Below are 18278 nucleotides of genomic sequence, written 5' to 3'. Positions count from 1 at the left end.
TGGATTGCTGGGCTGATCCCGTGGGGGCGATCAGCAAGCTAGCCCGAAGAAACCGCGAAATCGCCTGCTGGAGGCGGGTGGAGGAGATCCTTATGGTCGCCTTAAGGGAGTGCTCAGACTGCGCTGAGGTGGGTAGCGTCCGAGGCATGACAGACGACGAGATCCGGCTCGCCGGTGCCGCGGACGTGCCGGCCGTGAAGTCGGTGACCGACGCGGCGTACCACCACTACATCGAGCGCATCGGGGTGGTGCCGCAGCCCATGGAGGCCGACCACGCGGCGAACGTGGCCGCCGGGCGGGTGTTCATCACGGTGGATCCCGTGGCCGGTTGGTGGTGGTCGTCGAGGAGCGCTTGCTCCGACGGCAGCGCCGTCCGCCCCGACGCCCTGGCGAGGGCGTAGAGGCGGACGCTGCGGCGTTCAAGGCTCTATACGAACGCGATGATTTGACATCCTCTCCCGTCTGATGAACGAGAGATTCCAGCTCCTGTGAGCTGAGGTTCACGGGCGCTCGACCGGTTGCCTGGTGTCACCCCTCCGGCGTGTCCCGCCGCGACGCGGGCAGCATACCGGAAGGGACGTCAGCCGTCCGGCCACCACGTGCGTGCGATGTCCTTTCGGATCTCCGGACGCTCCGCAGGGCGCTCGTCGGCCTCGTCGCGCACTCGGCGGACGTCCGACTTCTTCAGGGGCTTCTGCACGGTTACTCGGCGCATGGCTGCCTCCTCGTGTCTACCCGGGTCCCGCGTTTGTCACGGAGGTAGACCGTTCCCGGGAGGGTGACTCATCGGCGCCGGTCTGTCAGTGGCGGCGGTCACGATTCGATTGTCAGTGGTGGCTGTCACTCTTGGCCGCATGACGAACCACAGTGATGACAGGACCTCGGTAGTCGTCGACTGGGACGCCGAGGCCGCCTCCTTCGACGACGAGCCCGACCACGGGCTTCGTGACCCCGAAGTCCGTGCTGCCTGGGCGGCGCGGCTGCGGGCCTGGCTGCCGGAGCGCCCCGCCGACGTCCTCGACCTCGGCTGCGGCACCGGCAGCCTGTCGCTCCTCGCGGCCGAGCGGGGACACCACGTCACCGGCGTCGACCGGTCCCCGGCGATGGTGGATCTCGCCCGCGCCAAGCTCGCCGGACGTGACGCGGTGTTCCTGCTCGGTGACGCGGCGGCACCGCCGGTGGGGGAGCAGCGCTTCGACGTCGTGCTCGTACGGCATGTGCTGTGGGCGCTGCCCGCCCCGGACCGTGTCCTGCGGCACTGGCGGGAGCTGCTGCGGCCCGGAGGGCGGTTCGTGCTGATCGAGGGGGTGTGGGGGACGGTCACCCCGGTCGGCATACCGGCCGACCGGCTCACCGCCCTCCTCGCGCCCCTCGCCGAGCAGGTGAGCGTGGAGAGCCTGTCCGGTGAGTCGGTGCTGTGGGGGAAGGACGTGGACGACGAGCGGTACGTGGCGGTGGCCCGGCTGTGACTGTCGCATCAGGTCACGCCAGTAGCGCGTCGAAGGCGCCTTCCCTGGCCAGCCGCTCCAGCTCGTCCAGGGCTGCCACCGCCGCTGCCGCCGCCTCCGGGTCCGTCTCCCTCAGACCGCTCGCCTCGAACTCTTCCTCGTCCAGCCGTCGTACGTCCGTGCCGTCGGCCGAACGCCACAGGTCCAGGTCGAGATCCTCTACGACCAGCTCGGTGCCGGACAGCGTCGCCGGGCGGGTGACGTCGCAGTACCAGCCCTTGAGCCTGCCCGAGGCGTCACGGACCTCCTTCACCGCGTACCAGCGGTCGCGCCAGAAGTACTCCGTGAAGACGTCGCCGGACTCGAAGCGTACGAAGCCGAAGTCACGGGTGACGTCGCCGGCCCAGGGGGCGCGCACGGCGATCCTCACGCCGTCGTCGGAGAGCAACTCCGCCGCGTAACGGATCTTCGTGCGGCCCGCCTTGACCAGGACGACGTCCAAGTGGGCCGCCGGATCAGCCGAGTTCGCGGACATACCGCACCTCCGTCGCGCAGATCTCGTACCCGAACCACTTGTTGATGGCGATCATCGGCCCGTTCCCGGAGTCGTTGCCCGTGAACGCCTCCGTGAAGCCGGCGGCGCGGGCGCGGTGCAGGGAGTCGTTCTTGGCGAGCTTGGCCAGGCCCCGGCCGCGGAAGGCGCGGGCGGTGCCGGTCATGACGGTGCCGTAGCGGGTGCCGCCGTTCGTGCGGGCCGCGCTGAAGGCGGCGGGGCGGCCGTCGACGACCGTGACGGAGGTGAGCTCGGGGCTGAACAGGGGGTGGTTCCAGGTCTCGTCCAGCCAGGCCTCGTAGTTGGTGAACTCGTAGTCGACATCGCTCGGTTCGTCCGATGAGGTCTCCGCGTCCAGGTCGAACAGCGGGCGCGGGTCCGCGGCGAAGTCCGACGCCTTGAGCACCTCGACGCCGGGCGGAGGGCTCTGGAGCGGCGGCAGGGTGCCGTTCGCCAGGTCCAGGCGGAGGAAGTGCGCGGAGCGGCTGGCGCGGTAGCCGTGCCGCTCGGCGAAGGCACGGTTGCCCGGCTCGTCCAGGACCCAGGAGAAGAGCTTGGTCGCGCCCTGGGCGGCCAGGTACTCCTCGGCCGTACGGACGAGGGAGGTACCGGCGCCGCGGCCCGTCCGCTCCGGGTGCACGTACACGTTGATATAGCCCTGGCCGGGCTCCGTGCTCTCGTGGACCAGGCCGACATTGGCCGTGCCGATCACCTCGCCGTCCTCCTCGGCGACCAGGGGGCGGTAGCGGGCGTCGGGGTGGGTGTGAGCGGTGTCGTAGGAGATGGACTCCGGGGTGTGCAGCATGAACGGAAGGGCGAGATGCCGGACCCGGGCGAAGCCCTCGGCGTCGGCCCGGACTTCGGGGCGCAGGGTACGAACAGTGAGAGTCATGAAGGCCCACGCTAGGGCGGGACGTGCCGGGCTGCCTCTCATTTTCCGGCGGGCGGACCGGCGGGTCATTTCCCGGCCGGTACGGGACAATCACCCCGTGACCTTGAAGATCCACATCGATGAGAGTGCCCCGCCCTACGAGCAGGTGCGCGCACAGATCTCCGAGCAGGCGCGGGCCGGGGTGCTGCCGGTCGGGTACCGGCTGCCGACCGTGCGCGGGCTCGCCGAGTCGCTCGGGCTGGCGGCGAACACGGTCGCCAAGGCGTACCGGGCCCTGGAGACGGACGGCGTGATCGAGACGCGGGGGCGCAACGGCACGTTCGTCGCCGCGGCGGGTTCGGCGGCGGAACGGGAAGCGGCGTCGGCCGCGCAGGCCTACGCCGAGCGGGTGCGCCGGCTCGGGCTGGGAGAGGGCGATGCGCTGGCGGCCGTACGGGAGGCTCTGCGGGCGGCTTACGGGGACCGGTCAGCGACGTGAGGAAGCGCGGGGAGTGCGGGTCACCGTCAACCCCGTTGCCCTCGCCACCCTCGCGAAGACCACAGCGTCCTCCACGGCCGCCCCACCCGGGTCGTTGTTGAAGTACGCGTACACGTCCCGCTCGTCGGGCCATGTGTCCGCGATGCGCCGCACCCATGTCTCCAGGGCCCGCCGACCGTAGTGCGGCCATGCCTCGGCCCTGCCCTCGTGGAAGCGGACGTAGCCCCAGTCGGTGGTCCGCCACAGCGGGGTCACCGGGCGGGAGTCCGCGTCGGCCCAGCACAGGGCCGCGCCCCGGGACTCCAGTACCTCGCGCACCGCATCCGTCCACCAGGAGGCGTGGCGCGGCTCGACTGCGAGGCGGGTGCCGCGCGGGAAGCAGGCCAGGCAGGCATCCAGGAGCTCCGGGGCGGCGCGCAGGGTTGGCGGCAGCTGCAGCAGCACCGGGCCCAGCCGGTCGCCGAGGCCCGCCGCGTGGGTCATCAGACGGTTCACCGGCTCCTGGGGGTCCCGCAGCCGCTTGATGTGGGTCAGGTAGCGGCTCGCCTTGACCGCGACGACGAAATCCGGCGGTGTCCGCTCGCGCCAGGCCTCGAAGGTCTCCCGCGTCGGCAGCCGGTAGAAGGCGTTGTTGACCTCGACCGTGGCGAAGTGCGCCCCGTACTCCTCCAGCCAGAGGCGCATGGGGCACTCCGTCGGGTAGAGGACGCCCCGCCAGTCCTTGTACTGCCACCCCGACGTGCCGACAAACAGGGTCATACCCACATCAAAACACCGGCTGCCGAGAGCGGGCCAACTATAGGTACAGCCCCGCGTCCGCCCCGCCCCGAGGCCCCGGCACGGACGTCGGGGACGTGCCCCGGCGCAGCGCGTACAGCTCTGCCAAAGTCGCGCCCTCGCGGCCCACTCCCTCCTCCGTGCCCAGCCAGCTCACCGCCTCCGCACGTGTCAGCGCGCCTACCTCGATGCGGGCCAGGCAGCGGCCGGGGCGGACGACGGCGGGGTGGAGGCGTTCCAGGTCTTCGTTGGTGGTGACACCGACCAGGACGTTGCGGCCCTGGCCCAGGAGACCGTCCGTGAGGTTCAGGAGCCTCGACAGGGCCTGGCCCGCCGTGTGCTTGGCCTCGCCGCGGATCAGTTCGTCGCAGTCCTCCAGGAGGAGCAGGCGCCAGCGGCCCTTGCCCGTGCCGTCCTCCTCGCCGATCGCGATGTCCATCAGATAACCGACGTCCGAGAAGAGACGCTCGGGGTCCAGGACGCAGTCCACCTGGCACCAGTCCCGCCAGGAGCGTGCCAGGGTGCGCAGCGCGGACGTCTTGCCGGTGCCGGGCGGGCCGTGCAGCAGGAGCAGGCGGCCCGCGATGTCCTCCGGGGTCGTCTTCATCAGGCGGTCCATCGCGTCCGCGACCGGTCCCGTGTAGTTGGCGCGGACCTCCTCCCACGTACCGGCCGAGATCTGCCGGGTCGTGCGGTGCGGGCCGCGCCTGGGCGACACGTACCAGAAGCCCATCGTCACGTTCTCCGGCTGGGGTTCGGGCTCGTCCGCCGCGCCGTCCGTGGCCTGGTCGAGAACCTTCTCGGCGAGTTCGGGGCTGGTCGCCGTGACCGTGACGTCGGCGCCCCTGTTCCAGCGGGAGATCAGCAGGGTCCAGCCGTCGCCCTCGGCGAGCGTGGCGCTGCGGTCGTCGTCGCGGGCGGAGCGCAGTACGCGGGCGTCCGGCGGCAGGAGCGTCGCCCCGGACCGGACGCGGTCGATGTTCGCCGCGTGGGAGTGCGGCTGCTCGCCCGTCGCGAAGCGGCCGAGGAACAGCGCGTCGACGACATCGGACGGTGAGTCGCTGTCGTCGACGTTGAGCCGGATCGGCAGAGCGTCGTGCGGGTTGGCAGACATGGGGCCATGATCCGGCACTCGGGCCCGGTGTGCACCCGTTTTCCTCGGTGCGTCCGGGGTGTAGCCCGCGCCCGCTCCTTCGGGTGTATCCCGCCCGTCCTGTTACAGACTCGTTTGAATCCTCCCCCCCATGGACGTGGGGGATTCCTGGCTCAGGCCGCCTCCTGGAGCAGCGCTCCAGGAGGTCTTCCGCCATCGGCACCAGCCGGGTTGAGACCAGCCCGGATCAGCATCACGCGTGCGGAGTTCTTGTCCCGTGGGCTCGTGGTTCCGCAGGCGGTGCAGGTGTAGGTGCGCATCCCCAGCGGCAGTGCGTGCTTGGCTCTCGCTCCGCAGTGCGCGCAGTCCATCGTGGTGTGCGCGGGGTGTACCAGGTGCACGGCGCGGCCGTGCTTGCGGCCCATCTCGATCAGGGCCTGCTTGGTGGCGCCGATGGCGGCGTCAGCGGCCTTTCTGGCCATGGTGGTCTTGGCGAGGAACTTCGGCTTGAAGTCCTCGATGGCCAACGCGTCGTGGTCACGGACGACCGTCTTGGCCCATTTGCGGGCGGTGTCCTGCCGTTGTCCGGCGAGCTTCTTATGCGCTTTGGCGCGCAGTCGCTTCACCTCGCGGTAGCCCTTCGAGGCGGACTGCCCCTTCTTGGGCTTGCGCCGGGCCATCATCCGGTCGTACCGGCTCAGCTTGGTCTTGGCCTTCTTGCCGTGCTCGGCGTGGGGGAGGTCGTGTGTGTTGGATGTGGTGGTCGGACCTCGGCGGGAACGACGAACGAGCAGTACCAGTGCCCGACGCTGTCCTGGTAGACGCGCACGGAGGATGGGGCGGCGGGGAGTTCCCGCGACCACACCACCGTCAGCACGATGCCCCCGGCCAAGTGCAGCTTGCCGCCCTGAGACGGAACCCGCGCTGGGTGTAGTTCAGGCTCGGCCGCGCCTCACGCTTCTTCTTGTACTTCGGCATTCCCGCTCGGCGCTGCTGCGGGACGCGTTCGCGGACGTCCTTCTGGGCCTTGGCCCTGGACTTGCCGAAGTCCCGTACGAGCTGCTGCTGCGGGACCGAGGAGCCCTCACGCAGCCACGCCGTGCGGGCGCGGGCCTCGGTCAGCATCTTGTCGAGCTGCGCCGGGCCACACGTCCGCTTGTCCACCCCTTCGGAGCGGGTCTTGTTCCGGGCGTGGACCTGCTTGGACTTGGCCACGCACTCATTCCAGACCCAGCGGCACCGGTCCCACTCATCCATCAGGGCGGTACGGGCGGTGGACGACACGCGGAGCCGGAACGTCCACCGGGCACTCCCGGCATCCCCGACTCTCCCCGATGTCGTCACGATGTCGTCACGATGTCGTCACGATGTCAAAATAGCATCATGATTCGCTTCGCGTTGCGCATTCCCGAAGACCTGCACGCCCGGCTGACCGCTCAGGCAGCCGCCGACCGGCGATCCATCAACTCCGAGATCCTGCACCTGCTTGAGGTCGCCCTCGCCACCGCCGCTCCGGACCCCGGATCGTCCGGCAGCGATCCGGCTACCCCTGCCCCGCTAGGCGGGAAGCCGGATTCCTCCCCGGCCTGAGGACCGGGACATGCTCCGGTTATCGGGTGATGACGGGACCTGCCCCACGCCCGGTTCCCCCGTTACTGTTGCCCATGATGGGACGTCATGGGTGGAATTCGGGGGTACGGCGGTGGCGGCTCACCGCGCTGCTCGGCGTGGGTGTGGCCGCGCTGGCCCTGGTGGTGACGCTGCTCAACACGCTTCCCGGGGGCGGCACAAGCACCGAGGGCACCTCGCGCGACGGCGACAAGGTGCACGGCACACCGGCGGCCCCGCACGACACGACGGGGCCGGACGTGGGCTGGGGGTTCACCCACACCCAGTTCAGCGCCGACGAGGGCAGCGGCACGGCCGTCCAGCGTGTCGAGGGGCTGCTGTCGAAGACCGAGGGGATGGCGCAGAACCAGCACATCATGGGCTGGGGCGCGGACAACCCCGAGCCGGTCAAGGGGCGTTACGACTTCGAGGACCTGGACCGCCGCATCGACTTCGCGCGTACGTCCGGCGCCACCCCGGTCATCACGCTGTGCTGCGCCCCGGACTGGATGAAGGGCGGCAAGGCCGGCGTCGGCAACACGGACTGGAGCCAGTCCGCCCTGGAGACCGCGCCGGAACCCGAGCACTTCGCGGACTACGCCGCGCTCGCCGCGACCGTCGCCAAACGCTATCCGGACGTACGCCACTTCATCGTCTGGAACGAGTTCAAGGGGTTCTGGAACGACTCCGCGGCCCGCTGGGACTACGAGGGGTACACCAAGCTCTACAACCTCGTCTACAAGGCGTTGAAGAAGGTCAACAAAGACATCATGGTGGGCGGCCCCTACCTGGTCATGGACAGCTTCGACCCGCGCCAGACGCAGGACGCCTCGACGACGGTGAAGGGCACCTGGGGTGTCATGGACCAGCGGGTCCTCGACGCCTTCGACTACTGGAACAAGAACAAGGTGGGCGCCGACTTCGTCGTCGTGGACGGCTCCAGCTACACCGAGGACGACGAACTCCTGCCCGACGAGTTCGCGGCCACCGACAAGCTCACCGCGGTCGGCGAGTGGGTGCGGCAGCAGACCGGCGACCTGCCGCTGTGGTGGGCCGAGTACTACGTCGAACCCGCCGACAGCAGGGACGAGCGCGACGGCTGGTCCGAGCCCCACCGCGTCGCCGTCCAGGCCGCCGGAATGATGGCCATGGTCAAGGGCGGCGCCTCCTCCGGCTTCTACTGGAACCCGGAGAACGAGAAGGGCACGGACTGCCCCGGCTGCCTGTGGACGCCCACCGACAGCGGTGATGGTGGCAGGCAACTGCCCATGTACGACCTGGTCTCCAGGTTCAGCCAGGCGTTCCCGCCCGGCACCGCGTACGAGACCGTGTCCGTCGCCGCCGACGACGTGCCCAACGTCCGTGTCCTCGCCACCGACAAGAAGCTCCTCGTCGTCAACACCCTCGACCGGAAGATCAGCGCGCAGGTCGACGGGAAGCGGTTCGACATGCAGGCGTACGAGGTGAAGTGGCTCGACCGGTAGGACCGGTGAGCCACCGCACCTCGAAGTCCCTTGAAGAGACGCCTACTTCATCGCTTACTTCATCGTCAGGAACCGCTGAACCAGCGAGGCCAGCAGCACCGCAAGGAGTGGAAGCGAGAACCAGAAGCTGCTCTGCAGCCACCGCAGCTGCCGCACGCTCGGCCGCATCGCGACCCGGACGACCTCGCGTGCCGTGAGCATCACGATCAGCGCCAGCGCCGCGAGGGCGCCCACGACCGACCAGGGTGTCCACGTCACCTGCGGACCGATCGGGCCCGGATCGGCCTTCGGGACCTTGCCCTCGGGCTGCTCGCGCAGCGCGTACATGGTCACGTCCTCGTTGACGAAGACCTTCTTCAACTCCTTGCGCGCGTCCAGGTTCTGGACGAGCCGCGGCTCCCAGGACGCCGAGTAGCCCACGTCAAGCCGGAGATACGTGACCTGCCCTGCGTTGATCATCAGATACGAGTTCGGGCCCGCGTCCTTGAGCGCCTTGACCAGCCCGGACACCAGGACCGGGTCGGCCGGCGCGAGCGTGGGCACGTACTCGACCTTCTCCATGTCCTTCGCGCCCCACGGCATCGCCGGTGTCACGTTGTTCACCGTGTCGTTGCTCAGCCACAGCAGGCGGACCGTCGGATCGTCGTGGGCGTACACGTAGTTCATGGCGGCGACCTCGCCGGGCCGGATCCGTTCGAACGGCTCGTTGCCCCAACGGGCCACCAGGAAGCCGCCCATGAGGACAAGGCCCGCCATCAGCGCCGCCAGCGGGGCGAGGCTGACCCGGTCCTTCTCGCGTTCCTTCGCGGTGACACCGGTGCGCGGGAAGAGGGCGAGAGCAGCGAGCAGGGCCGCGCCCGGCAGGGCGAACATGAAGACGCGCAACGCCATTTCGCCGCCGTACGACTGCATGCCGAAGCCCAGGAACGGGACGAGGGCGAGGACCAGCAGTGAGCGCTCGCGGTACTTGTGGTCGCGCCTGCGCCACCAGCCCCAGCAGGCGAAGGCGAGCACGCCGCCGGCCAGCAGCACACGGGTGTACAGGACGAGCTTGTGCGTCGAACTGCCGCCCTCGATACGGCCGGAGACGGACGACGACACATTGCCGCCGACGCCGCCGATCCCGCCGAAGAGGTCGTTGAAGTGCCCGGACCAGTACGGCTCGGCCATGAAGCCGATCCAGACGGCGACCAGCACGCCGAACAGGATGGGCAGGCCGCGCAGTTCGGACTTGCCGATCAGGACCAGGGCCGCCAGCACGCCCAGCATCATGAACGGCGTGAGCTGGTGGGCCGGGACCGTCGCCGCGAACAGACCGATCAACACCGCGAGCAGGACCGCCTGTTGGCGGCGGTTCGTCGGCTCGACCTCCGCCTCGCCCGGGCGGGCCTTGGTCCAGATGACGCGCGGTGCCCGGAACCAGACGAGCAGGATCGCCACGAAGGCGAGGTAGAGGAGGTAGGTGAAGCCCTGTGGTGAGAAGTAGTCCTGGCCGACCCAGCCGCTGAGCACGAACACCCAGATGCCGGTCCACTTGGCGCGCCAGCTTGCCCGCATCGAGCGTACGAGCAGGAACATCGGGGCCAGGTAGAGGAGTTGGATGGCTGTCGGCCACCAGCGGATGATCTCCGTGAAGTCGGTGACCCCGCAGGCCTTCGCCACGAACGCGGCCGCCGCGAAGAAGCCGGGCCAGCTCCAGCGGGCGTCCAGGTCGGGTACGGCCGCGCCGTTCCGGTCGATGTAGTCGATGAATCCCAGGTGCTGCCAGGCTGTTGCGAACCGGGGTTCGCTCTCGATCACGGCCGGTAGCGCGTGCAAGGACACTACCGTTGCGAGCAGGGTCACCAGGAGCAGTGACTTGTGTTCGCGGCCCAGCCACAGGAGGGAGGCGAAGACGGTCACCAGGAGCGCGGCGCCGATCAGTGTGGGCAGGGGCAGGACCGAGATCAGGCCCAGGCCGCCCATGTTGTCCAGGGAGGCGTCGTTGAGACTCAGTGCGGGGAACCAGTAGAGGACCAGGGCGGCGATCAGTAGGAAGCCCAGGACCACGCCTGGTTTGGATGGGTATCGGGTTTCTTGCGGCTGCGGGTTCGTTGTGGCTGGTCGCGCCCCGGCGGCGGAGCCGCTTGATGTCACGCCCCGCGCCCCTGGAGGGGCGCCTTCGGCTTCCTCCGGTTTGAAGGGGGCGTCTGTCTTCGTCGCCCATGTCGGGCGGTGTGCCGTCGGCACGCCCGTGGGTGGGGTGCCCGGGCCCGGGCGGACGTCTGGGCGGCGTTCCTGGTGGTCGAAGTCGACGTGGATGCCCAGGGCCAGGGTGTCGGAGTCCAGGGCCCAGCCGGGGCCGCGCCTGCGCGGGCCGGGGGTGGTTGTGGTCTCGCGTGCTCCCAGGTCGGCCAAGTCGCCGTCGGGGGCCGCGTGTTCGGGGACGGCGGGGGTCGGTGCGGCCCGGACCGTCTTGTACAGCTTGGGTGCGGCGATCGCGACGATCACCGCGAGGCTGGAGATCTCGGCCACGCCCGCGCCGATCAGGCCCATGCGGGGGAGCAGCACCAGCGTCAGACCGAGCACCAGGACGCACAACAGGCCCTGCAGCCAGGCGAGTCCGGCGGTGCGGCTCTGGGCGCGCAGCACGGCGAAGTACGTCTCCATGACGACCCGCAGCACCGCGCCGACCGCGAACCAGCGCAGCAGCCCGGTCGCCGCGTGCGCGTAGCCGTCGCCGAACACGTGCAGGATCCACGGCGCCCCGACGAACAGCACCCCGCACACCGGCAGCATGATCCGCGCCATGCGCTTCAGCGCGGCCCGGGTGTTGGCGGACAGCCGCCCCGGGTCGTGCGAGCCCTCGACCGTCAGTGAGGCGCCCATGTTGATGGCGAGCAGGTTGACGGTGCCGCCGATTGTCGTGGTGATGTAGAAGTACGCGTTGTCCTCGGAGCTGACCTGCGCGGCCACGATCACCGGGACGAGGTAGACGACGGCGAGGGAGAACAGCGAGCCGGTGTAGTCGCCGGCCAGGAACCTGCCGATCTCCTTCAGCGTCGGCGGTTGCGCGTGCTCCTCGGTCGCCTTGATGTGCCGGGGCACAAGGCGCCGGAACACCAGCCAGCCCAGCGGCAGCACGGACGTGGCGATCGCCGCCACCCAGGACACGAAGACGCCCATCGTGGGGATCGCCACCGCGAACGCGACCAGCAGCGCCAGCTTCACCGCCGAGAACACGGTGTTGCCGACCGGCACCCACAACGCGCTGCGCAGCCCGGTCAGCACCCCGTCCTGGAGCGTGAGCACCGACCAGCCCACGACCGCGACGACGAAGACGAGCGCGTTGACCGGGTCGTAGAGGAAGCGGTACGACGGCCCCCACACCCCCAGCGTGAGCAGGAAGACGCCCGCGGCCGCCGCCACGATCACCGAACTGCCCGCGTACGTACGGAAGATCAGCCGTCCCGTCGCTCGCCCGGCCACCGGTATGAAGCGGGCCAGGGCGCCCGTCAGCGTCACCGCGGTCAGGCCCGCGAGGAGTTTCATCGCGGCGATCGCGGCGGAGCCCTGGCCGACCGACGACTCCGAGTAGTAGCGGGCAGCGGCCAGCCAGAAGCCGAGTCCGAGCACCGCGGAGATACCGGTGTTGAGCATCAGCGCGTACGCGTTGCGGAACAGCTGGTTGCCGCCCGAGGACTTGCCCCTTCCGGGCAGGCGCAGGCGGCGCCCCGACTGCTCGGGCGCCGCTGGTGCGGTCGACGATTCCTGCGTCGTGGTCGTCGTGTCAGACACGGGAACGGATGGCCTTCCGGCGGACCTGTCGTGCTCTGCGAACCACGGAGTAGCCCTTGGTGAGGGCATGGTCCCTGGCGAAGTTGAGGGCGATGGCACGCCCCTCGATCAGCCGCGCGAACTCGTCGATGCCGGTGCTGCGCCGCACCGTGACGCGCTGCAGGGCGTACGGCCCCTGGGGGCGGCGGGCGAGCCGGTTGCCGACGGCGAGCGCCTGCGTGAACCCGGTCTCGCGCACCGCCTCGCGTACCCGTCGGCTGGAGTAGCCGTACGGGTAGGCGAACGAGGCGGGCACTGTGCCCAGTTCGTCGGAGACGATCTCCTTGCAGTGGATCAGCTCGTGCCGCAGCGTGTTGTCGTCGAGCTGGTCGAGCTGGGGGTGGGTGTGGCTGTGCCCGCCGATCTCCACGCCGTCGGCCGCGAGTTCGCGCACCTGGTCCCAGTCGAGCATGGTGTCCAGGCCGCCTCCGGTGTCGTACGCGCCCCTGATCCAGCCCGTCGAGACGAACAGGGTGGACGCGAAGCCGTGCTTGGTGAGCACCGGCAGGGCGTGTCGGTGGACGCCTTCGTAGCCGTCGTCGAAGGTGATGAGGACCGGGCGCTCGGGCAGCGGGGCGGTGGATCGCCAACTCTCCGCCAGTTCCGCCGTGTTGACCGGGGTGAAGCCCAGGTCGCCGATCAGCTCCATCTGTTCCGCGAACGCCTCGGGGGCCACCGACAGGCCCCGGGTGGCGTCGTTCGGGTCGGTCGCGACCGCGTGGTACATGAGAATCGGCACGCGCGTGTCACTCATGTGCTTCCCCCCGTTCTCCGGCGTCGCGATCTCCCGCACTGAGATCCTCGGCGCCGAGCTCGATCTCCACCACTGAGAAGGCGCCCGGGCCCCTGCGGGCACGCACGCTCCCCACCACGTACCCGCCCGCCGCCGTCAGCACCCCGGCGACGATCGCGCCCGCCCGTCCCGCACCGCCCGGCCGGGCCAGCGCGGCGTCGCGCAGACCGCGGGCCACTCCGGCCGGCAGGACCCGCGTCGCGTACCGGCGTTCCGACTCAAGTCCCTTGTCCGCACCCACACTTCGGGCCACCAGCGCCTTGGACAGGCCCTCGGCGTAGGCGCGCGTGCGGAAGTACCCGAAGTGTTCGCGCGCCTCGGGCACCCGGTGATGGATCACCGCGCGGTCGTCGATCAGCAGGACCGCGTCGGGTCTCGCCCGGGTGAGCCGGATGCACAGCTCCGTCTCCTCGCAGCCCAGCGGCCGCTTGTCCCCGTCGCGGCCGATACCGGTCGCGAAACCGCCGGCCGCGTCGAACGCCGTACGGCGGAAGGAGGCGTTGCCGCCGAGGACGTTGCGCACCCGGACCCGGCCCGGCGGCAGGCCGCGGTATGTGCAGCCCACCACCCAGTCGAACTCCTCGGGGAACCAGGCCGGGCGGCGGCCCGACGCCCAGATCGGCATCGTACGGCCGCCGACCGCGAAGACCTGCGGGTCGGCGTAGGCCTCCGCGAAGCGTCGCAGCCAGTCCCGCTCGGCCACGGCGTCGTCGTCGAGGAACGCGATCACCTCGCCGTGCGAGGCCGCGATGCCGGTGTTGCGGCCGGCTGACAGACCGCGAGGGCCCGCGTTGGCGAGCACCCGCACGTCATCGACTTCCTTGTACTCCTTGGCCAGACGGTCAAGGAGCGCCCGGTTGTGGTCCACCACCAGGAGCGTCTCCAGGGCCGGGCGGGACTGCGCCCGGACCGAGGAGGCCGCCGCGAGGATGTCCTCCCAGCGGTCCTCGGTGTAGACGCAGATCACGACGGAGATGTCGGGCCTGCTCAAGACACCTCTCCCCGGCCCGAGTCGAGCATCGGCGAGTGCTGGGTCCGGCTGCGCAGGGCCCGCCGGTTCGAGCGCTCCTTGAGGATCACCTTGAGCACCCGCAGCCCGTCCCGCACGGCGCGCAGATTGCTCGTGCCGTGGATGCGGAGGTACTCGTGGCTGGGTATCTCCTGCACCTTCAGGCCGGCCTTGACCACCCGGATGTTGATCAGGGTCTCGATCTCGAAGCCGGTGCAGTCGAGCTCGATCTTGTCGAGGCAGTGCCGCCAGAACGCGTTGTACCCGTAGCAGAGATCGGTGTAGCGGGCGCCGAACTTGCGGTTCACGGCCGTGCACAGCGCCCAGTTGCCGAGCTTGCGGATCGGCGTCATGTCGTCGGTGCCGCCACCGTTGGCGAAGCGGGAGCCCTTGGCGAAGTCCGCGCCCGAGACGAGGGCGGAGACATAGCTGACGATCTCGTTGCCGTCGGCCGAGCCGTCCGCGTCGACCATCACGATGATGTCGCCGGTGCACGCCTCGAACCCGGTGATCAGGGCATCCCCCTTGCCCTTGCCCTGCTGCTTGACCACCCTGACGGCCGGCCACAGCTCACGGGCCACTTCGACGGTGTCGTCGGTGGAGTTGCCGTCGACGAGAACCACTTCGTGTATCCAGTCAGGAAGTGTCTTGAAGACGTACGGAAGATTCTCCGCCTCGTTCATGGCCGGGATCACCACGCTCACCGGCGGTGTGATGGCCAGGTGGGAGGAGATCGGTCGGTAGATACCCGCTGTCGACGGGTCTTCGCCCGTGGTCGGCGGGCGCAGAACGGAACTCATGAGTCTGGTCCCTCTCGTCCGGTGGACCGCCCGCCCCTGGGCGGCCCGGCTCTTGTCCGGTTCGAAAAGGGGGTTCTCACCGATGGCATGACGAAAAGGATCTCCGTGCACACCGGGTGAGCTGGCAAAGCTGGCCGACTATCAGAAGTCGGTAGTCGGTCGCGCGGCACGACTCGGCAAGATTGTGCGCTCACCGAGCACGGCACCCCCCTACCGCGCCCCGCTCCGGCACCATCGCGGTCCTCGAGCCCTCCCCTTGGAGCCGCTGGATGATGGACCGATGCGGGTGAGATATAAGACGGTATTGATGATTGAGCCCGTATGGCAAGGCCTGGAACGAGCTCTCACACTTTTTGTGTTTGTGTCCGTTACTTATCACCCCGAACGGATTTTGCCCATCCGTTTGAGCAGTTTGTCCGCCGGTTCGAACAGTTCCGGCCGCGACAGCACCGTGTTGCGCAGCGCCCGGACCGGGGCGCGGCGCACCCGATGTCCCAGCGCGACCGGGTGACGACGTGTCACCCACCCTTCGGACACAGTGAGTTCACGTGTCTTCAGGGAGTCCTTGTACTCCTTCTGGCCCCGGCCGAGATCGAGATACGCGATGCCGTCGGCGGCGGCCGCCTCGGCCATCCGCAGATGCAGGACCAGCCCCGGCGAGTACTTCGCGAACGCCGGGTCGTACGCCGGGAACCAGCACGCCAGCACCTGCTCGGTACGCAGCCCGAAGTGGGCGGCGACCGGCCTGCCGGCCGCGTACAGCACCGACAGGATCCCCGCGAACGGCTCGGAGCGGGAGTGGAAGAGCTGGTGCACGAGATGGGTGATCCAGGCGTGCGCGAAGCGGTCGCTGCGCCCGGTCCTGCGGTACTGCGCCGACTTCCACTCCATCAGCGTGCGCAGGGCGGCGGGGTCCCGCTCGTCGTGGACGTAGCGCACCTCGCCCGCGTCCCGGCCGAGCTTGCGCTCCTTGGCGAGCGTGGTCCGGGTGAACTTCGGTGACCGCTCGCGCAGTTGGCCCAGATAGGCCTCGTAGCCCCGGTCGACATCCATGACCGGGGACGGGAACGTAGCGGCGGCCTCGGCCCCGAACGGCTCCTGGCCCTCCACCAGATGATCGAACTCCCACACCGCGAGCCCGCAGGCCCGCAGCAGTTCACGCGCGTCCCAGGTGAACCCGGGACGGTGCACCAGGCCCTGGGCGTCCGAGACGCCGAGTCCGACGGCCCGGCCGACGCCGGCGGCGGTTCTCTGGAACGGGAAGTACGCGGCGGGTTCGCCGTCCTCCCGTACGGCCGCGATCCGCACCCCGCGTCTGCATCTGCCCACCGCGAGCGCGAACTCGGGGGACAGGAACGGGTTCGCCAGCCCGGGCGAGCCGTGCAGATGGGCCTTGGACTGCATCGCCGTCCAGGCCGCACGGTCGGCGGCACTCAGCTCGCCCGGTCGGTACACGCGTATGTCCACGTCAGGAGCCCTGTCCTCTGGCGCGCCGTAATGCGACCAGCAGTGGCACGACGGCGCTGATCACGGTCACCGCCACGATGGCGCCGCCCACGGACCACCGGTGCACGGCCAGCATGCCCTGGGCCACCAGCATGTCCAGGGCCACCGCGCCCGCGAGCGAGGCGAGCAGCCGGCCGAACGGTTCAAGGCCGCGCAGCACCACGGCGATGGCGGCGGCCGGTGCCGCGAGCAGGAAGAACAGCGTGAACGGACCCCGCAGAGGCGAGTCCGCGTCGGCGAGCGCGAGGATCGCGCCCACCGCGCCGACGGCCGTCGCGGCGCCGGCGAGCACGGGCGAGAGGTCCCTCCAAGGCCCTCGCCACGCTCCCTCAGTGCCGTCCGTTACGCCCGTTGCGTCTGTTGAAGCTGACTTGCTGCCTATCGTCTGCATTGGTGACTTTGCCCCCTGAAGCCCCGGATGCCGGGCTTCAATGTCGCGCAGCCCGGTCGGGCAGTCAAGATGCGGAATGTAGCCAGTACCGGTTCTTCATCGCCTTTAAACATGCGTTCCCCGGAGGCGCCGGCTGCCTCCGGGGAACGGTCGTACGGGTTCTACGGGCTGAGCGGGGCGGTACTACGACACGAGACGCAGGAGCAGGTTCGGCGAACCGGTGCCCGCGCTGGTGACCACGCCGGAGGTGGCGCCGCTGGTCAGAGCCGAGGCGACCTGGGCCGGGGTGGACGAGGTGTGACCCGCGAGGTAGACCGCGGCGGCGCCCGCGACGTGCGGGGTGGCCATCGACGTACCGGAGAGCGTGGCGGTGGCGGTGTCGCTGGTGTTGTAGCCCGCGATGATCGAGGAGCCGGGCGCGAAGATGTCCAGCGTCGAGCCGTAGTTGGAGTAGCTGGCCTTGGCGTCCGTGCTCGTGGTCGCGCCGACCGTGATCGCGGTGGCGACGCGGGCCGGGGAGTACGAGGAGGCGTTGGCGGCGCTGTTGCCCGCCGCGACCGCGTAGGTCACGCCGCTCGCTATGGAGTTGGCGACGGCCGTGTCCAGGGCGGTGGAGGCGGAGCCGCCGAGCGACATGTTGGCGACCGCCGGGCTGGTGTGGTTCGCGGTCACCCAGTCGATGCCCGCGACGACGCCGGCCGTGGTGCCCGAGCCGCTGTTGTTCAGCACCCGGACGCCGACGATGCTCGCCGCCTTGGCGACACCGTAGGTCGAACCCGCGATGGTGGTGGCGACGTGCGTGCCGTGGCCGTTGCCGTCCTGCGCGGTGGAGTCGCCGTCGACGGCGTCGTAGCCGTAGGAGGCCCGGCCGCTGATCTGGGTGTGCGTGATACGGACGCCGGTGTCGATGACGTACGCCGTCACGCCCGCGCCGGCCGTGTCCGGGTAGGTGTACGTGCCGGAGAGCGGAAGCGCCGCTTGGTCGATGCGGTCCAGGCCCCACGGGGCGCTGGACTGAGTGGCGTCCACGGTGAACACCTGGTTCTGCTCCACGGAGGCCACCGCCGGGTCGGCGGCGAGTCTCTTGGCCTCGGTCGCGGAGAGCTCGGCGGAGTAGCCGTTCAGCGCGGTGGTGAACGTCCTCTTCACCGTGCCGCCGTACGTCTTGACCAGGCTCTTGCCCGCGCTGGACGAGGCCTTGAAGCCCGTGGCGCCCTTCTTGAGCGTGACGATGTAGCTGCCCTCGATCGCGGTGGGGGAATCGGCCGCGAGCACCTTGCCGACGGCCGGGGCGGCCTGGGCGGGAAGTGCGGTGAGCCCGCCCAGCAGGGCGGCGGCCGTCACGGTGGTGAGGGCGGCGATCCGGATCTTCTTGCTACGCAGCTGTGCCATTACGAGGGAGTCCTCCTCATAGGCGGCGCGCGCCTGGGTCGAGCGCGCGTCTGTGGGGGTGCGCGCGTCATCGCACGCACGACCCTGGAGCGTCGCGTTCCGCTCCGGGGCCTGGGTAAAGAATCGGTTTTCGCTGTGTGTAGATCAAGGGAGTTGACGGCCTGTCACGGGCATGTCATGAACACGTAATCAAATGCATGGTGAACACACAGGGAGGGAGTCGGTAGGAGGTGAAAAG

The 18278-nt window shown here is 69.8% G+C and carries 16 protein-coding genes and 2 pseudogenes; 5 read left to right on the top strand and 13 right to left on the bottom strand.

Annotated elements, in window-relative coordinates; genetic code table 11:
• Positions 1–146 precede the first annotated feature (146 nt).
• Positions 147–329 (top strand): annotated as a pseudogene (locus AC5DRG_RS11685) (GNAT family N-acetyltransferase); the annotation flags it as partial.
• A 251-nt stretch (positions 330–580) separates the two neighbouring features.
• Here the strand turns inward: AC5DRG_RS11685 and AC5DRG_RS11680 are convergent.
• On the bottom strand, positions 581–715 hold the full coding sequence (locus AC5DRG_RS11680) for a hypothetical protein (RefSeq protein WP_491809948.1): 135 nt from the start codon (positions 713–715) through the stop codon (positions 581–583).
• 139 nt (positions 716–854) lie between these two features.
• Here AC5DRG_RS11680 and AC5DRG_RS11675 point away from each other — a divergent pair, with 139 nt between their 5' ends.
• Complete coding sequence (locus AC5DRG_RS11675; RefSeq protein WP_491809947.1) at positions 855–1469, top strand: class I SAM-dependent methyltransferase; 615 nt, start codon at positions 855–857, stop codon at positions 1467–1469.
• Between the two features lie 13 nt (positions 1470–1482).
• Here the strand turns inward: AC5DRG_RS11675 and AC5DRG_RS11670 are convergent, their stop codons facing one another.
• Positions 1483–1983, bottom strand: a complete 501-nt coding sequence (locus AC5DRG_RS11670; protein WP_491809946.1) for a ribonuclease FAU-1 family protein — start codon at positions 1981–1983, stop codon at positions 1483–1485.
• The gene (locus AC5DRG_RS11665; protein WP_491809945.1) at positions 1964–2893 is read right to left on the bottom strand and encodes a GNAT family N-acetyltransferase; all 930 of its coding nucleotides are present in this window, start codon (positions 2891–2893) and stop codon (positions 1964–1966) included. The genes AC5DRG_RS11670 and AC5DRG_RS11665 overlap by 20 nt, the downstream gene beginning before the upstream one ends.
• Positions 2894–2990: 97 nt before the next feature.
• Between AC5DRG_RS11665 and AC5DRG_RS11660 the strand changes: the two genes are divergently transcribed.
• A complete protein-coding gene (locus AC5DRG_RS11660) occupies positions 2991–3371 on the top strand; it encodes a GntR family transcriptional regulator (protein WP_491809944.1) in 381 nt (126 codons plus the stop codon).
• Here the strand turns inward: AC5DRG_RS11660 and AC5DRG_RS11655 are convergent.
• The 3 genes and pseudogenes from AC5DRG_RS11655 to AC5DRG_RS11645 all read right to left on the bottom strand — a co-directional run bounded on the left by AC5DRG_RS11655 (position 3360) and on the right by AC5DRG_RS11645 (position 6498).
• Complete coding sequence (locus AC5DRG_RS11655) at positions 3360–4130, bottom strand: DUF72 domain-containing protein (RefSeq protein ID WP_491809943.1); 771 nt, start codon at positions 4128–4130, stop codon at positions 3360–3362. The genes AC5DRG_RS11660 and AC5DRG_RS11655 overlap by 12 nt on opposite strands.
• Before the next feature lie 37 nt (positions 4131–4167).
• Positions 4168–5262, bottom strand: coding sequence for a DUF5925 domain-containing protein (locus AC5DRG_RS11650; RefSeq protein WP_491809942.1), 1095 nt, complete (start codon positions 5260–5262; stop codon positions 4168–4170).
• A gap of 152 nt (positions 5263–5414) precedes the next feature.
• Positions 5415–6498: pseudogene (locus AC5DRG_RS11645) on the bottom strand (RNA-guided endonuclease InsQ/TnpB family protein).
• Positions 6499–6624: 126 nt separating this feature from the next.
• Between AC5DRG_RS11645 and AC5DRG_RS11640 the strand changes: the two are divergent.
• Both AC5DRG_RS11640 and AC5DRG_RS11635 read left to right on the top strand, forming a co-directional pair.
• Positions 6625–6831: an Arc family DNA-binding protein gene (locus AC5DRG_RS11640; protein ID WP_491809941.1), complete on the top strand. Its 207-nt coding sequence runs from the start codon at positions 6625–6627 to the stop codon at positions 6829–6831.
• A gap of 77 nt (positions 6832–6908) precedes the next feature.
• Entirely contained in the window at positions 6909–8333 is a 1425-nt protein-coding gene (locus AC5DRG_RS11635; protein WP_491809940.1) for a GH39 family glycosyl hydrolase, read from the top strand.
• 54 nt (positions 8334–8387) lie between these two features.
• On the opposite strand, the gene AC5DRG_RS11630 is transcribed toward AC5DRG_RS11635, so the two are convergent.
• From AC5DRG_RS11630 to AC5DRG_RS11600, 7 genes are all read right to left on the bottom strand, one after another.
• Positions 8388–12110, bottom strand: coding sequence for a lipopolysaccharide biosynthesis protein (locus AC5DRG_RS11630; RefSeq protein WP_491809939.1), 3723 nt, complete (start codon positions 12108–12110; stop codon positions 8388–8390).
• Positions 12103–12903: a polysaccharide deacetylase family protein gene (locus AC5DRG_RS11625; RefSeq protein WP_491809938.1), complete on the bottom strand. Its 801-nt coding sequence runs from the start codon at positions 12901–12903 to the stop codon at positions 12103–12105. The genes AC5DRG_RS11630 and AC5DRG_RS11625 overlap by 8 nt, the downstream gene beginning before the upstream one ends.
• Positions 12896–13933 carry a glycosyltransferase family 2 protein gene (locus tag AC5DRG_RS11620; RefSeq protein WP_491809937.1) on the bottom strand — a complete coding sequence of 346 codons (1038 nt, stop codon included), beginning with the start codon at positions 13931–13933 and terminating at the stop codon, positions 12896–12898. The genes AC5DRG_RS11625 and AC5DRG_RS11620 overlap by 8 nt, the downstream gene beginning before the upstream one ends.
• Complete coding sequence (locus AC5DRG_RS11615; RefSeq protein WP_491809936.1) at positions 13930–14751, bottom strand: glycosyltransferase family 2 protein; 822 nt, start codon at positions 14749–14751, stop codon at positions 13930–13932. The genes AC5DRG_RS11620 and AC5DRG_RS11615 overlap by 4 nt, the downstream gene beginning before the upstream one ends.
• Before the next feature lie 375 nt (positions 14752–15126).
• Positions 15127–16218, bottom strand: coding sequence for a GNAT family N-acetyltransferase (locus tag AC5DRG_RS11610; RefSeq protein WP_491809935.1), 1092 nt, complete (start codon positions 16216–16218; stop codon positions 15127–15129).
• 1 nt (position 16219) lies between these two features.
• Positions 16220–16549 carry a hypothetical protein gene (locus AC5DRG_RS11605; RefSeq protein WP_491809934.1) on the bottom strand — a complete coding sequence of 110 codons (330 nt, stop codon included), beginning with the start codon at positions 16547–16549 and terminating at the stop codon, positions 16220–16222.
• A gap of 282 nt (positions 16550–16831) precedes the next feature.
• A complete protein-coding gene (locus AC5DRG_RS11600; protein ID WP_491809933.1) occupies positions 16832–18040 on the bottom strand; it encodes a S8 family peptidase in 1209 nt (402 codons plus the stop codon).
• Positions 18041–18278: the final 238 nt, after the last annotated feature.

This window comes from Streptomyces sp. JLBG701, assembly GCF_058544905.1.
The sequence above is the reverse complement of the archived record's forward strand: the minus strand, read 5'-3'. Positions and strand labels throughout refer to the sequence as shown.

Bases quoted from the DNA above. Each gene is read 5' to 3' on its own strand.
- AC5DRG_RS11680 (WP_491809948.1), bottom strand. From the start codon at position 715: ATGCGCCGAGTAACCGTGCAGAAGCCCCTGAAGAAGTCGGACGTCCGC.
- AC5DRG_RS11675 (WP_491809947.1), top strand. From the start codon at position 855: ATGACGAACCACAGTGATGACAGGACCTCGGTAGTCGTCGACTGGGAC.
- AC5DRG_RS11670 (WP_491809946.1), bottom strand. From the start codon at position 1,983: ATGTCCGCGAACTCGGCTGATCCGGCGGCCCACTTGGACGTCGTCCTG.
- AC5DRG_RS11665 (WP_491809945.1), bottom strand. From the start codon at position 2,893: ATGACTCTCACTGTTCGTACCCTGCGCCCCGAAGTCCGGGCCGACGCC.
- AC5DRG_RS11655 (WP_491809943.1), bottom strand. From the start codon at position 4,130: ATGACCCTGTTTGTCGGCACGTCGGGGTGGCAGTACAAGGACTGGCGG.
- AC5DRG_RS11650 (WP_491809942.1), bottom strand. From the start codon at position 5,262: ATGTCTGCCAACCCGCACGACGCTCTGCCGATCCGGCTCAACGTCGAC.
- AC5DRG_RS11640 (WP_491809941.1), top strand. From the start codon at position 6,625: ATGATTCGCTTCGCGTTGCGCATTCCCGAAGACCTGCACGCCCGGCTG.
- AC5DRG_RS11635 (WP_491809940.1), top strand. From the start codon at position 6,909: ATGGGACGTCATGGGTGGAATTCGGGGGTACGGCGGTGGCGGCTCACC.
- AC5DRG_RS11625 (WP_491809938.1), bottom strand. From the start codon at position 12,903: ATGAGTGACACGCGCGTGCCGATTCTCATGTACCACGCGGTCGCGACC.
- AC5DRG_RS11615 (WP_491809936.1), bottom strand. From the start codon at position 14,751: ATGAGTTCCGTTCTGCGCCCGCCGACCACGGGCGAAGACCCGTCGACA.
- AC5DRG_RS11600 (WP_491809933.1), bottom strand. From the start codon at position 18,040: ATGGCACAGCTGCGTAGCAAGAAGATCCGGATCGCCGCCCTCACCACC.